The 14,096-nt window shown below is 42.1% G+C and carries 14 protein-coding genes; all 14 read left to right on the forward strand.

Features of this window, described 5'->3' with window-relative positions; genetic code table 11:
• Positions 1–12 precede the first annotated feature (12 nt).
• On the forward strand, positions 13–753 hold the full coding sequence (rpsB, locus tag ABS301_RS19670; protein ID WP_097006003.1) for a 30S ribosomal protein S2: 741 nt from the start codon (positions 13–15) through the stop codon (positions 751–753).
• Positions 754–865: 112 nt separating this feature from the next.
• Positions 866–1,789: a translation elongation factor Ts gene (gene tsf / locus ABS301_RS19675; protein ID WP_349673829.1), complete on the forward strand. Its 924-nt coding sequence runs from the start codon at positions 866–868 to the stop codon at positions 1,787–1,789.
• A 127-nt stretch (positions 1,790–1,916) separates the two neighbouring features.
• Positions 1,917–2,834 carry an ABC transporter permease gene (locus tag ABS301_RS19680; RefSeq protein WP_349673830.1) on the forward strand — a complete coding sequence of 306 codons (918 nt, stop codon included), beginning with the start codon at positions 1,917–1,919 and terminating at the stop codon, positions 2,832–2,834.
• A gap of 16 nt (positions 2,835–2,850) precedes the next feature.
• On the forward strand, positions 2,851–3,891 hold the full coding sequence (locus ABS301_RS19685; protein ID WP_349673831.1) for an ABC transporter permease: 1,041 nt from the start codon (positions 2,851–2,853) through the stop codon (positions 3,889–3,891).
• Between the two features lie 15 nt (positions 3,892–3,906).
• Positions 3,907–4,917, forward strand: coding sequence for an ABC transporter ATP-binding protein (locus ABS301_RS19690; RefSeq protein WP_349673832.1), 1,011 nt, complete (start codon positions 3,907–3,909; stop codon positions 4,915–4,917).
• Positions 4,917–5,894, forward strand: a complete 978-nt coding sequence (locus tag ABS301_RS19695; protein WP_349673858.1) for an ABC transporter ATP-binding protein — start codon at positions 4,917–4,919, stop codon at positions 5,892–5,894. Before ABS301_RS19690 ends, ABS301_RS19695 begins: the two co-directional genes overlap by 1 nt.
• Positions 5,895–6,005: 111 nt before the next feature.
• Positions 6,006–7,697, forward strand: a complete 1,692-nt coding sequence (locus ABS301_RS19700; RefSeq protein WP_349673833.1) for a peptide ABC transporter substrate-binding protein — start codon at positions 6,006–6,008, stop codon at positions 7,695–7,697.
• Positions 7,698–7,871: 174 nt separating this feature from the next.
• Positions 7,872–8,573 (forward strand): UMP kinase, encoded by a 702-nt coding sequence (pyrH, locus tag ABS301_RS19705; RefSeq protein ID WP_349673834.1) that lies wholly within the window; start codon positions 7,872–7,874, stop codon positions 8,571–8,573.
• A 14-nt stretch (positions 8,574–8,587) separates the two neighbouring features.
• Positions 8,588–9,142, forward strand: coding sequence for a ribosome recycling factor (gene frr / locus ABS301_RS19710; protein WP_349673835.1), 555 nt, complete (start codon positions 8,588–8,590; stop codon positions 9,140–9,142).
• A 62-nt stretch (positions 9,143–9,204) separates the two neighbouring features.
• Entirely contained in the window at positions 9,205–9,927 is a 723-nt protein-coding gene (uppS, locus tag ABS301_RS19715) for an undecaprenyl pyrophosphate synthase (RefSeq protein WP_349673836.1), read from the forward strand.
• A 19-nt stretch (positions 9,928–9,946) separates the two neighbouring features.
• A complete protein-coding gene (locus ABS301_RS19720) occupies positions 9,947–10,747 on the forward strand; it encodes a phosphatidate cytidylyltransferase (RefSeq protein WP_349673837.1) in 801 nt (266 codons plus the stop codon).
• 63 nt (positions 10,748–10,810) lie between these two features.
• Positions 10,811–11,953: a 1-deoxy-D-xylulose-5-phosphate reductoisomerase gene (locus ABS301_RS19725; protein ID WP_349673838.1), complete on the forward strand. Its 1,143-nt coding sequence runs from the start codon at positions 10,811–10,813 to the stop codon at positions 11,951–11,953.
• 1 nt (position 11,954) lies between these two features.
• A complete protein-coding gene (locus ABS301_RS19730) occupies positions 11,955–13,013 on the forward strand; it encodes a M50 family metallopeptidase (RefSeq protein ID WP_349673839.1) in 1,059 nt (352 codons plus the stop codon).
• A gap of 22 nt (positions 13,014–13,035) precedes the next feature.
• Entirely contained in the window at positions 13,036–14,091 is a 1,056-nt protein-coding gene (ispG, locus tag ABS301_RS19735) for a flavodoxin-dependent (E)-4-hydroxy-3-methylbut-2-enyl-diphosphate synthase (RefSeq protein WP_349668459.1), read from the forward strand.
• The last annotated feature ends 5 nt before the right edge of the window (positions 14,092–14,096 follow it).

Consider the following 14,096-nt stretch of genomic DNA (forward strand, 5'->3'; position numbering starts at 1 on the left):
GGAGGTAATAACATGAGCGTTATTTCAATGAAGCAGCTTTTAGAGGCTGGCGTGCACTTCGGTCATCAGACCAGAAGATGGAACCCTAAGATGGCTCCTTATATTTACACAGAGAGAAACGGTATCTACATCATCGACTTACAGAAATCAGTCGTTAAAGTAGATGAAGCTTACAAGGCAGTATCTGATATTGCAGCTGAAGGCGGAAAGATTCTTTTTGTTGGAACAAAAAAACAGGCTCAGGATGCGATTAAGTCTGAAGCAGAGCGTTGCGGAATGTATTTCGTAAACGAGAGATGGCTTGGCGGTATGCTGACTAACTTCAAGACAATTCAGTCCAGAGTTGCAAGATTAAAACAGATCGAGACCATGTCCCAGGACGGTACATTCGAAGTACTTCCTAAGAAAGAAGTAATTGCTCTTAAGAAGGAATGGGAGAAATTAGAGAAGAACTTAGGCGGAATTAAAGATATGAAGAAAGTTCCGGATGCGATTTTTGTCGTAGATCCTAAGAAAGAAAGAATCTGCGTTCAGGAAGCACACACACTTGGCATTCCGTTAATCGGCATTGCTGATACAAACTGTGATCCTGAAGAACTTGATTTCGTAATCCCAGGTAATGATGATGCGATTAGAGCTGTCAAGTTAATTGTATCCAAGATGGCAGACGCAGTAATCGAAGCAAACCAGGGCGAGGCAGTAGCTGAGGAAGCAGAAGCAGCTCAGGAGTTAGAAGAGACTGTAGAAGCTTAAGATTCAGACGGATGTATGCTTCGGTCTGCTGTATGGCGGGTCGAAGCATATTTTTATGAACAGACCTTTTTACAATATCAATTACGTTTAATCGATGATGGAGGGAAAACGAATGGCAGCAGTTACAGCTGGAATGGTAAAAGAATTAAGAGAGTTAACCGGTGCAGGTATGATGGACTGCAAGAAAGCACTTGCAGAGACTGATGGTGATATGGACAAGGCAGTTGAGTTCTTAAGAGAAAAAGGACTTGCAGCTGCATCTAAAAAGGCAGGAAGAATTGCTGCAGAGGGTGTTGTTACAACTGTAGTAAGTGAAGATGGAAAATCCGGAGCAATCGTTGAAGTTAACAGTGAAACAGACTTTGTTGCTAAGAATGCTCAGTTCCAGGGATATGTTGCTGATGTAGTATCTCAGGTGCTTGCTTCTGAAGCAAAAGATATGGATGCATTCATGGCTGAGTCCTGGATCAGTGACAGCTCTTTAACAGTAACACAGGCATTATCCGCTCAGATTTCTGTTATTGGCGAGAACATGAATATCAGAAGATTCGAAAGAATCACAACTGATGGTGTCGTTGTTGATTATATTCATGGCGGCGGAAGAATCGGTGTTTTAATTGAAGCCGGTGCAGAAGTAGTTAACGATGCTGTTAAGGAAGCTTTAAAGAACGTAGCAATGCAGATTGCTGCTTTAAATCCAAAGTATGTTAAGAGGGATGAAATCTCCCAGGAATTTATCGATCACGAGACTGAGATTTTAAAGGTTCAGGCTAAGAACGAAAATCCTGACAAGCCTGATTCAATTCTTGATAAGATGATTGTAGGCCGTTTGAATAAGGAATTAAAAGAATTCTGTCTGGTAGACCAGGCTTATGTAAAAGACGGTGACTTAACTGTTGGCAAGTATTTAGAGCAGGTTTCTAAAGAAGTTGGCGGAAAAGTTGAAGTTAGAAAGTTTGTTCGTTTCGAGACAGGCGAAGGCCTTGAGAAAAAAGAAGAGAACTTTGCAGAAGAAGTTGCAAAACAGATGCAGTAATCTTGTAACAGGATTCTGGGGGGAATCCCATGGGTATCCATGGGATTTTTCTATTCAAACAGTGTCCGTTTCCGATTGACATATGTTTCCAGTCGGACGGACATCAACACAAAAGGAGTTGATGAGAATGGCGAAATATATTATAAAACGTATTGCTATGGCGATTATTACGATTTTTGCTGTTGCTACCGTAACATTCTTTGTCATGAACATGGTTCCAGGTGGACCATTTATGGCAGAAAAGGCAATCAGCCCACAAGCCCAGGCGGCATTAAATGAAAAATATGGACTGGATAAGCCATTAAGTGAACAGTATACAACATATATGAAGGATATTCTGCATGGAAATTTAGGGTTAAGTGTGAAACAGCGTGGGCGTACCGTTAATATGATTATTGGTACTAAATTCCCGGTTTCAGCCAGAATTGGCGGAATGGCAATTTTAGCTGCAGTTATGATTGGTGTTCCCCTTGGAAGTATTGCAGCATTTAAGAGAGGTACTCTGGTCGATAATATTATTATTGTTTTCAGTACCTGCGGAATTGCGGTTCCAAGCTTTGTGGTCTGTACCATACTCATGTATATTCTCAGTTTGAAGCTGGGACTATTGCCTACGTATGGACTTGGATCCTGGAAGAATTATATCATGCCAGTTATGGCACTGGCTCTTTATCCATCATCCTATATTTCAAGATTAATGCGTTCATCCATGCTGGATGTTATGGGACAGGATTATATGAGAACAGCCCGTGCAAAAGGTCTTTCCCAGTTGGTAAGTATTTTCAAGCATGCACTTCGTAATGCCATTCTTCCGGTGGTTACATATTTAGGACCGCTGCTGGCTTACACTGTAACAGGAAGCTTCATTGTTGAAAAGATATTTACAATTCCGGGGCTTGGATCTGAATTTATTGGTTCCATTACAGGACGTGATTACCCTCTTATCATGGGGACAACGATTTTCCTTGCGACTTTAATGGTTATCATGAATGTACTGGTGGATGTTGCTTATAAATTTATTGATCCGCGAATTAATCTGAAGTAAAGGAAGGAGAAAGAAGATGCCAAAGAATAAATTATCAGTGCAGCTTAATGTGGAAGACTTTCTCCCGGCTAGTGATGCAGAAAGAGAAAGCCTGACAGTCATGCGTAAAAGCGTTGGATTCTGGAAAGATGGAATCAGACGCCTTAAAAAGAATAAGATTTCAATGATTAGCATTGTCGTAATCTTGCTAGTATTTATTTTATCATTTATTGTACCTCAGCTTTATCCATATAGCTATGAGCAGCAGATTAGGGGAAGTGAAAATCTTGCTCCCATGCAGTATTCCCAGAAAGAAATCACTGCTATGGACTCAGGGGAGAGTGTATTCCCACATATTCTGGGAACCGATAACCTGGGGCGAGATTACGCAATCCGTGTTATGATGGGAAGCCGTGTTTCTCTGACGGTTGGTCTGGTAGCTTCTGCTATTATTTTGCTCATTGGTTCTCTTTATGGATCGATTGCAGGTTTCTTCGGAGGCTGGGTAGATATGATAATGATGAGAATTGTGGATATGATTTATACGGTTCCGGATATTCTGATCATTGTACTTTTATCTGTAGCATTTGATCAACCTCTAAAAGCGCTGGCTCAAAGGCCTGGATTCCAATGGATTCAGCTTATTGGTGTTAACTTAATCAGTATTTTCGTTGTATTCGCGCTGCTTTACTGGGTTGGTATGGCCCGTATTGTGCGAAGCCAGATATTGATTTTAAAAGAGCAGGAATATGTAACTGCTGCAAGAGCTTTGGGAGCTTCCAGCGGACATATCATTAAAAAACATCTGCTTACCAACTGTATTGGTACATTAATTGTAACAACAACGCTTCAGATTCCTTCTTCTATCTTCACCGAGAGCTTTTTAAGCTTCCTTGGATTAGGTGTTGCTGCACCCATGCCTTCACTGGGAAGCCTTGCAAGTGCTGCGTTAAATGGTCTGCAAAGCTATCCTCACCGTTTATTTGCACCGGCACTGATGATTTCAGTTATTATTTTAAGCTTCAATCTGTTGGGTGATGGTCTTCGGGATGCATTTGATCCGAAGCTGAAAGATTAAAGGAGGAGAGATTCCATGAGTGAATATTTAGTTAATATTGAGAATGAACGTCTTTCTTTCTTTACTCCGGCTGGAGAAGTCAAGGCGCTTAATGATGTTTCACTTCATCTTCGTGAAGGTGAGGTTTTGGGAATTGTAGGAGAGTCTGGTTCCGGTAAGTCTGTAACTGCTTACAGTCTTATGGGTCTTACAGCGTATCCGGGACGTCTGATCGGCGGTTCCCTTCAGTTTAACGGACATCAGATTGAAAAGATGACGGAAAAGGAAATGAGAAAGATAAGGGGAAATGAAATTTCAATTATTTTTCAGGACCCAATGACCAGCTTAAATCCGGTTTATACCATTGGAAACCAGATCACAGAAGTGGTTATGCTCCATACAAATAAGAATAAACAGCAGGCAACCGAGCGGGCAAGAGAACTTCTTACCCTGGTAGGCATCAATGAGCCCCAGAAACGTTTGACCCAGTATCCTCATGAGCTGTCCGGCGGTATGCGTCAGCGTGTTATGATCGCCATTGCGCTGGCATGTGAGCCAAAACTCCTGATTGCGGATGAACCAACTACTGCCTTAGACGTTACAATTCAGGCTCAGATTCTGGAACTGATGATGGAATTAAAAGAAAAACTTGGTATGGCAATTATTATGATTACCCATGACCTTGGTGTTGTTGCCAATATGTGTGACCGTATTGCTGTTATGTATGCTGGTAAAGTGGTAGAGTATGGTAATACAGATGATATATTCTATAACCCAAGCCATGAATATACCAAGGGCCTTATCCGCAGTATTCCAAAGCTTACGGAGAAAGAGCATAATAAGCTGATTCCTATTGAAGGAAGCCCGGTGGATATGCTGAATCCGCCTGCAGGATGTCCGTTTGCACCAAGATGCAGGGCCTGCATGAAGATTTGTCTGCGTGAAATGCCAGAATATACGGATATAACCGATATACATTACAGCGCCTGCTGGCTGCTTCAGAAAGAAGAGTTTGAGAAACAGCAGAGTCAGAAGGGAGATGCATGATGGATAACAAATATCTTGTAGAGGTACAGAATTTACAGCAGTATTTCCCTGTTGCCGGTGGTAAATTATTTGAAAAAAAAGTTGTAAAAGCAGTCGATAACGTTTCCTTTGGAATCAAAAGAGGTGAAACCCTTGGACTGGTTGGAGAATCCGGTTGTGGAAAGACGACTACTGGCCGTACTCTGCTCAGACTGTATGAGCCCACTTCTGGAAAGATCTTTTTTGACGGAAAAGATATTACAAAGGTAAATATGCTTCCTTATCGTCAAAAAATGCAGATCGTATTTCAGGATCCCTATGCCAGCCTTGATCCTCGTATGACGGTTGGGGATATTATTGGTGAGGCAATTGATATCCATCATTTGGCTACGAATAAAAAAGACCGTCAGGATCAGATTATCTCTGTTTTATCTACGGTAGGACTTAACTCAGAGCATGCAAACCGCTATCCTCATGAATTTTCCGGCGGACAGCGTCAGCGTGTGGGCATTGCCCGGGCACTTGCAGTGAACCCTCAGTTTATTGTCTGTGACGAGCCGGTATCTGCTTTGGATGTTTCCATTCAGGCACAGGTCGTTAATATGTTTGAAAAGCTGCAGGAAGAAATGGGTCTGACTTACCTATTTATTGCTCATGATCTTTCCATTGTTAAACATATTTCCAACCGGATTGGTGTTATGTATCTGGGTAAGATGGTAGAACTGGCGGACAGCTACGAACTGACATTCCATAGCGTGCATCCGTATACGAAGAGTCTAATCTCAGCCATTCCCATTGCTGATCCGAAAATCAGCCGTGAATCCAAGAGAATTGTTCTTGAAGGGGATGTGCCAAGTCCTGTAAATCCACCATCAGGCTGTCGCTTTAGAACCAGATGTCCTTATGCGGATGAACTTTGTGCCGCGCAGGAGCCTGAGTGGAAAGAAGTGTCAACTGGACATTATGCTGCTTGCCATCATTTGGATAAAGTTAATTAAAATCAGATTGAACTTTTAACGCATTTATGTTATGCTAAGAAAATGAATTGGCGCAGTAGCCGAATAAAGTGCTACTGCGTTAATTAAAATAATTTTATAGGAGGAATCGTTATGAAAAAAATGTCACTTATGCTGGCTGTTCTTGCAGCCTCTGGCATGATTCTTACCGCTTGTGGCGGCAATAAGACCGCAGAGACTAAAGCAAGTGCTGACACAACTGCTGCGGCTGGAGAAACAACAGCAGCTGCTGTAAAAGAAAATTCCGCAGGGCTTGACCTTGCAGTTCAACTTGGACCGAATCCGGAGACAATTGATCCGGCTTTAAATTCCTCGGTTGATGGCGCAAACATGATTATGCATGCCTTTGAAACCTTATTGATTGTAGATAAGGAGAACAAAATTGTTCCTGGACAGGCAGAATCTTATGATATATCTGCAGATGGGCTTACTTACACCTTCAAGCTTCGTGATGGTTTGAAATGGAGTGATGGTACACCTTTAACTGCCAATGACTTTGTTTATGCATGGAAGAGACTGGCAGATCCAAACGTAGCAGCTCCTTATGGCGCTGATATGTTAGGAGCAGTAAAAGGATATGAAGAAGCAGCAGCAGGCAATTTGGATGCACTGGGTGTTTCAGCTCCTGATGACAAAACCTTTGTAGTAGAGTTATCTTCTCCTTGTGTATATTTTATCAAACTTGCAACTCATGCTTCCATGGTCCCGGTACAGAAAGCAGCTGTAGAAGCAGCTGGTGATCAGTGGAGCTTAAAACCTGAGAGTTATGTTTCCAACGGTCCTTTAAAGATGATTGAATGGGTTCCTGGTTCTCACATTACGTTTGCAAAAAATGAAAATTACTGGAATGCTGACAAGGTTACTTTAAACACCTTGAAATTCGTTCTTATGGAAGATTCCAACGCAGCTTACAGTGCATATCAGGCAGGGGAATTACAGATGATTAAGAATGTTCCTACGGAAGAGATTCCTGCACTGAAGGGAACAGAAGCTTTTCATATTGACCCTAGCATGAGCGTTAGCTATTTGAATTTCCAGACTCAGAAAGAACCATTTAACAACGCAGATGTCCGCAAAGCTTTAAGCCTTGCCATTGACCGTAAGTATGTGGCAGAAACTGTTATGCAGGGTACCAGCGCACCAGCAACGAACTTTGTTCCAGATGGCGTATCTGATGCAGAGGGCGGAACTTTCTTTAATGATGTAACTGCAAAAGAGGGAAAAACTTTCTTTAATATTGATGATCATGCATCAGATGTTGCTAAGGCAAAAGAACTTCTTGCAAAAGCCGGATATCCTGATGGACAGGGATTCCCTGCATTCGAGTATATGACTAATGACGCTGGATTCAATAAGCCGGTAGCAGAATATTTACAGAGCTGCTGGAAAGAGACCCTTAACATCAATATGGATATTAAAATTGTTGAGTGGGCAACCTTTACTCCTACCCGTCGTGCAGGCGATTACCAGGTAGCACGTGGAGGCTGGGGATTTGACTTTGATGATCCTTCCAACCTGCTGAATGTAAACCTTTCTAACAGTGGTAACAATGATGCAAAGTACAACAGTCCGGAATTTGATAAATTGCTTAACGAAGCTAATTCTACGGCTGATGTAAAAGAGCATTATGAAAAGCTTCATCAGGCAGAGACTCTGCTTCTTGAAGATTCTCCGATTGTACCTATTACCTACAAGAATGAATTCTATTTACAGGATCCAAAACTGAAAGGCACATGGTATTCCCCATATAGCTACTGGTTCTTCCAGTATGCTACCATGGATTAAGAACTATCTCTTATAAACCAGACACCCAGGAATGTTCCCGGGTGTCTTTTTTGACCAGATTTATGGATTTTCCGAGCCTTACAATCTGGCAGCTGGGAAACTTCCTCTTTCCAACCATCTAAAAGTATGCTATAATCTTTTAAGACAATACAAAAGTACAGGAGAGTTTAAGTTATGAATCCAAGACGTGTATTATTAAAACTCAGTGGTGAAGCTCTCGCCGGTTCCAGTAAGACAGGCTATGAAGAGGCCACTGTTAAAGAGGTTGCACGGCAGGTTAAGATATCCGTTGATGCTGGCGTTCAGTTAGGAATTGTCATAGGCGGAGGAAACTTCTGGAGAGGCAGAACCAGTAATGCAATTGACCGCACGAAAGCGGACCAGATTGGCATGCTTGCTACCATTATGAACTGCATTTATGTTTCGGAAATCTTCAGGAACGCAGGAATGGAAACCCAGATTCTGACCCCATTTGAATGTGGTTCCATGACAGAATTGTTTTCCAAAGACAGGGCAAATCAGTATTTTAAAGAGGGCAAAGTGGTATTTTTTGCTGGTGGCACCGGTCACCCATACTTTTCAACAGATACCGGAATCGCACTTCGCGCTATTGAGATGGATGCCGACTGTATTCTGCTTGCAAAGGCCATTGACGGAGTGTATGACAGCGATCCTAAGGTGAACCCTGACGCAGTGAAATTTGATGAGATTTCCATTGATGAAGTAATAGAAAAGCAGCTTGGGGTAATTGATCTGACGGCTTCCATTATGTGCATGGAAAACAAGATGCCCCTTGCAGTATTCAGTTTGAATGAAAAAGATGGCATTGCCAATGCAATGCAGGGAAAAATAAACGGTACTATAGTTACCGCATAAAACAGGAGGACGATATGCAGGAGAGTTTACAAGTATATGAAGACAAAATGAATAAGACATTAAAAGCGCTGGAGAATGATTTTATGACGATCCGCGCAGGACGTGCCAATCCCCATGTGCTGGATAAGATCAAAGTGGATTATTATGGGACTCCTACACCAATTCAGCAGGTGGGTAATATTACAATTCCGGAAGCACGCATGATCGTGATTCAGCCATGGGAGAAGAGCCTGTTAAAAGCCATTGAAAAGGCAATTCTTACATCTGAACTGGGAATTAATCCTACCAATGATGGTAACATAATTCGTCTGGTATTTCCTGAACTGACAGAAGAGCGCAGAAAAGATCTTGTAAAAGATGTAAAGAAAAAGGGAGAAGCTGCGAAGATCGCAATCCGCAACATTCGCCGTGATGCCAATGACTCCTTTAAAAAGCAGCTGAAAGCAGAAGAGATTTCTGAGGATGAGCTGACTGATGCAGAAGACAAGATTCAGAAATTAACAGATAAAATGGTTGCGCAGATTGAAAAAGCAACTGATGAGAAGTCAAAAGATCTTCTTACTGTATAAAATAAACAGGGGGGCAGGCGTTATGCCTGTCCTGTTTTGTGTTTTAAAAGGAGTGATACTTTATGGATAAAGAATTGGATAATATGGTGATTCCGGAGCACGTCGCCATCATACTTGACGGAAACGGAAGATGGGCGAAAAAACGTGGACTTCCCAGAAGCATGGGACATAAGGAAGGTTGCGTCACTGTGGAAAGAACAGTTGAAGATGCAGCAAGGCTGGGAATTAAATATTTAACAGTATATGGTTTTTCGACAGAGAACTGGAAGCGTTCCACTGAGGAAGTGGGAGCTCTCATGCAGCTGTTTCGTTATTATATGGTAAGACTTTTAAAAGTCTCAAAAGCAAATAATGTCCGGGTAAAGATGATTGGAGACAGGGAGCGCTTTGACTCTGATATTGTACAGGGAATCGGACGCCTGGTGGAAGAGACGAAGAACAATACAGGTCTGACTTTTGTAATTGCTGTGAACTATGGCGGACGGGATGAAATCGTTAGGGCTGTGAGAAAGATCATGGAAGATACCAGAGAGGGTAAGATTTTACCAGATTCCTTAACGGAAGATAAATTTGCAGATTATCTTGATACAAATGAAATTCCCGATCCGGATCTGCTGATACGTACCAGCGGAGAATTAAGACTGTCTAACTATCTCTTATGGCAGCTTGCATACACAGAGTTATATGTATCGGATTGCTATTGGCCTGATTTTAATATGGAAGAAATGAAAAAAGCCATTGCGGCGTATAATAGCAGAGAACGGAGATTTGGAGGAGTGAAGTGATCACGAGGGAGGAAGCGGGATGTTTACAACCAGGCTGATAAGCGGAATTGTTCTTGTTTTGATCGCACTGATAACAGTAGGAAGTGGTGGGCTCCTGCTGTTTGCGACAACGATTTTCATATCCATGATTGGCTTGTATGAGCTGTATCGAGTGCTTAAGATCCATGATCATCCCATGGGATATATGGGATATTTCATTGTAGTTGTTTATTACGGGCTGTTATGGTTTCAGATGCAGCAGTATGCATTGTATATGTCAATCGTTTTCATGATGCTTCTTTTATGCTTTTATGTTTTTGCTTTTCCAAAATATAAAACAGAGGAAGTGACTGGAGCGTTTTTTGGATTTTTTTATGTGGCGGTTATGCTATCCTATTTATACCAGGTTCGTACGATGAATGACGGAAAGTATCTGGTATGGCTGGTGTTCTTAAGTTCATGGGGCTGTGATACCTGCGCATATTGTGTTGGAAATCTCATTGGAAAACATAAACTTGCACCTGTGCTCAGCCCTCATAAATCCATAGAGGGAGCCATTGGTGGAATTTTAGGAGCCTCACTTCTGGGATTTATTTATGCGACAATTTTTGGTGGGTCAATGACTGTACTTGATTATCCGCAGATTACCTGTACTCTTGCATGTGCATTTGCCGCAACTATATCACCAATTGGTGATCTTGCTGCCTCCGCCATAAAACGGGATCATCAGGTTAAAGATTATGGAAAACTCATACCAGGGCACGGGGGAATACTGGATCGTTTTGACAGTATGCTTTTTACTGCCCCTGTTATTTATTTTGTGGTTACATTTATACGATAAGAGCCTGACAAAGTAATACCTTAAATCGGAAATTAGGAAAAGAAAAGGAGTATACAGCATAAGATGAAGAAAATAGCAATCCTTGGGTCAACAGGATCCATTGGGACGCAGACTTTGGAGGTGGTGGAGAACCAAGGCGATATTGAAGTGACTGCTTTGGCTGCAGGAAGCAATATCCGCCTGCTGGAGGAACAAATCAGAAAATTCCGCCCCCAAATAGCCTGTGTCTTCGAAGAAGAAAAAGCGAAGGAACTGAAAGAATCAGTAAGGGATCTTCCTGTTCGCGTTGTTTCCGGTATGGAGGGGTTAATCGAGGCTGCTGTGGAAGAAACTTCAGAGATTGTTGTCACTGCAGTAGTTGGAATGATAGGAATCCGGCCCACAATTGCGGCCATGGAAGCAGGGAAAGATATCGCTCTTGCCAATAAGGAGACTCTGGTAACTGCCGGTCACATCATTATGCCTCTCGCAAAGAAAATGGGTGTCAGGATTCTTCCCGTAGACAGCGAACACAGTGCAATATTTCAGTGTCTGAATGGAGAAAATAAGGGATCTGTCCATAAGATACTTCTGACTGCTTCCGGCGGTCCTTTCCGTGGTAAAACAAGAGAAGATTTAAAGAATGTGAAAGTGGAGGATGCACTTAACCATCCAAACTGGGCGATGGGCCGAAAGATTACCATAGATTCTTCAACCATGGTGAATAAAGGGCTTGAAGTCATGGAGGCCAAATGGTTGTTTGGTGTTCAAATGGATCAGGTGCAGGTAGTGATTCAGCCAAAGAGCATCATTCATTCTATGGTAGAATTTGAAGACGGAGCAGTTATGGCTCAGATGGGAACTCCGGACATGAAGCTTCCTATTCAATACGCACTTTATTATCCGGAGCGGAGATTTTTAAAAGGAGATCGTCTTGATTTCTGGTCCATTGGTCAAATTAATTTTGAAAAACCGGATCTTGTTAATTTTCCGGGGTTGAAATTGGCTTATGAGGCCGGATGTGCCGGTGGAACGCTCCCGACTGTTTTTAATGCTGCTAATGAAAAGGCAGTTGCCAAATTTTTGAACAGAGAAATTACATATCTTACTATCACAGATATGATAGAGGGAGCGATGAACGGGCATACTGTAAAAGAGAATCCTACCGTGGAAGAGATTCTTGAAGCAGAGGCTGCAGCTTATGAATATATAGAAAGCAGGTGGTAAATTGTCCAGTATTATCGTAGCAATTCTGGTATTCGGTTTAATTGTTTTAATTCATGAATTAGGTCATTTTTTATTTGCAAAAATGAACAAAATCGCAGTAGTGGAATTTTCCATTGGAATGGGACCCCGCCTTTTGCATTTTAAGAAGGGAGAAACAACATATTCCATTAAATTGCTTCCTTTAGGCGGATCCTGCATGATGCTGGGAGAGGATGAAGAAAATCCTGATGAGCGGGCTTTTCAAAATAGATCCATTCCTGCAAGAATGTCAGTGATTGCCGCAGGCCCCATTTTTAATTTTATTCTTGCCTTTTTACTTTCTTTGGTTCTGGTAGGTATGAGTGGATATGACATTACCTATATAAAAGAAGTAACAGAAGGTTCACCTGCTTATGAAGCAGGAATGCGCTCCGGAGATAAATTGTTAAAAATTAACGGAGAGAAAGTTTCCATGTATCAGGAGTATATTCTTTATAAGCTGATGAAACCAGATGATAAGATGAACCAGGTGGAATTTTTGAGAACAGATCCTCAGACAGGAAATCAGGAAATCCAGACTGTGTCTGTTACTCCCCAATATTCGGAGGAGAGTAAAAAATATCTGATTGGTATATTAATTGCGCCTGAAAACAAAAAGGCAGCAAATGCCGGTGATCTGGTTAAGCATGGATATATGGAGATGGAATACGATGTAAAACTGACTGTAAAGAGCCTTGGTATGCTATTTACCGGAAAGGCCAGTGTCAATGATTTAAGCGGTCCGGTAGGAATCGTTGTTATGATTGATGATTCTGTGAAAGCAGGCCTTACTGTCAGTGTAGTTGCCGCGCTTATGAATGTCGTCAGTATGTGTATTCTTTTAAGTGCCAACTTAGGTGTGATGAATCTGCTCCCCATACCAGCTCTTGATGGTGGGAGATTGCTGTTTTTAATTATAGAAGCAATACGTGGAAAACGAATGGACCCGGAAAAAGAGGGTCTGGTAAACATGATCAGTATGGCAGCTTTGATGGCGCTGATGATTTTTGTAGTATTTAATGATATCAGCAGATTCACCTGATAAAGTATGAATGGAGGAGCTTATGAACAGGGATCATACGAAAACAATTCAGATCGGAAACAAGGTCATCGGTGGAGGCAATCCGGTTCTGATCCAATCCATGTGCAATACGAAAACTCAGGATGTTGCATCAACAGTCAATCAGATTAAAAAGCTGACCGCGGCCGGATGCGATATTATCAGAGTTGCTGTTCCTGATATGGAAGCGGCGGCAGCGATTAAGGAGATTAAGAAGCAGATCAGTATCCCTCTGGTAGCCGATATTCATTTTGATTATCGGCTGGCTGTGGCTTCTATCGAGTCAGGAGCTGATAAGATCCGGATTAATCCGGGCAATATCGGCTCTCTGGACCGTGTAAGAACTGTTGTGGATAAGGCAAAGGAATATCAGATTCCCATTCGTGTGGGAGTTAACAGCGGTTCCCTTGAAAAAAATCTCATTGAAAAATATGGAGGAGTTACTGCAGAGGGAATTGTGGAAAGCGCATTAAATAAGGTACGTATGATCGAGGAAATGGATTATGGGAATCTGGTAATCAGCATCAAATCATCTGATGTACTGATGTGTGTCAAGGCCCATGAACTGATAGCAGAGCGAACGGATTATCCCCTTCATGTGGGTATTACAGAGGCTGGGACCCTGATATCTGGAACCATTAAATCTTCCGTTGGGCTGGGTATTATTCTTCATAAGGGAATTGGTGATACCATTCGTGTATCTCTTACCGGCGATCCGCTTGAGGAAGTAAAGGCAGCTAAAACCATTTTAAGATCTCTGGGTCTGAAAAGGGGAGGGGTGGAGGTAATATCCTGTCCCACCTGCGGCAGAACCAGAATTGATTTAATCTCCCTGGCCAATCAGGTAGAAGATATGGTTTCTGCTTACGACCATTTGGATATTAAGGTGGCAGTAATGGGCTGTGTGGTAAACGGACCAGGTGAAGCAAGAGAAGCAGACATTGGTATTGCCGGTGGAATCGGAGAGGGACTTCTTATTAAAAAAGGAGAAGTAATCAGAAAGGTTCCGGAAGAAGAACTTCTTAGCGCCCTTCAGGAAGAACTTATGAAAATGCAATAGGTGAT

The sequence above is a fragment of the Lacrimispora sp. genome, from assembly GCF_031982545.1.
Classification (GTDB): domain Bacteria; phylum Bacillota; class Clostridia; order Lachnospirales; family Lachnospiraceae; genus Lacrimispora.

Coding starts and splice junctions, on each gene's coding strand:
- rpsB (WP_097006003.1), top strand. CDS start 13: ATGAGCGTTATTTCAATGAAGCAGCTTTTAGAGGCTGGCGTGCACTTC.
- tsf (WP_349673829.1), top strand. CDS start 866: ATGGCAGCAGTTACAGCTGGAATGGTAAAAGAATTAAGAGAGTTAACC.
- ABS301_RS19680 (WP_349673830.1), top strand. CDS start 1,917: ATGGCGAAATATATTATAAAACGTATTGCTATGGCGATTATTACGATT.
- ABS301_RS19685 (WP_349673831.1), top strand. CDS start 2,851: ATGCCAAAGAATAAATTATCAGTGCAGCTTAATGTGGAAGACTTTCTC.
- ABS301_RS19690 (WP_349673832.1), top strand. CDS start 3,907: ATGAGTGAATATTTAGTTAATATTGAGAATGAACGTCTTTCTTTCTTT.
- ABS301_RS19695 (WP_349673858.1), top strand. CDS start 4,917: ATGGATAACAAATATCTTGTAGAGGTACAGAATTTACAGCAGTATTTC.
- ABS301_RS19700 (WP_349673833.1), top strand. CDS start 6,006: ATGAAAAAAATGTCACTTATGCTGGCTGTTCTTGCAGCCTCTGGCATG.
- pyrH (WP_349673834.1), top strand. CDS start 7,872: ATGAATCCAAGACGTGTATTATTAAAACTCAGTGGTGAAGCTCTCGCC.
- frr (WP_349673835.1), top strand. CDS start 8,588: ATGCAGGAGAGTTTACAAGTATATGAAGACAAAATGAATAAGACATTA.
- uppS (WP_349673836.1), top strand. CDS start 9,205: ATGGATAAAGAATTGGATAATATGGTGATTCCGGAGCACGTCGCCATC.
- ABS301_RS19720 (WP_349673837.1), top strand. CDS start 9,947: ATGTTTACAACCAGGCTGATAAGCGGAATTGTTCTTGTTTTGATCGCA.
- ABS301_RS19725 (WP_349673838.1), top strand. CDS start 10,811: ATGAAGAAAATAGCAATCCTTGGGTCAACAGGATCCATTGGGACGCAG.
- ispG (WP_349668459.1), top strand. CDS start 13,036: ATGAACAGGGATCATACGAAAACAATTCAGATCGGAAACAAGGTCATC.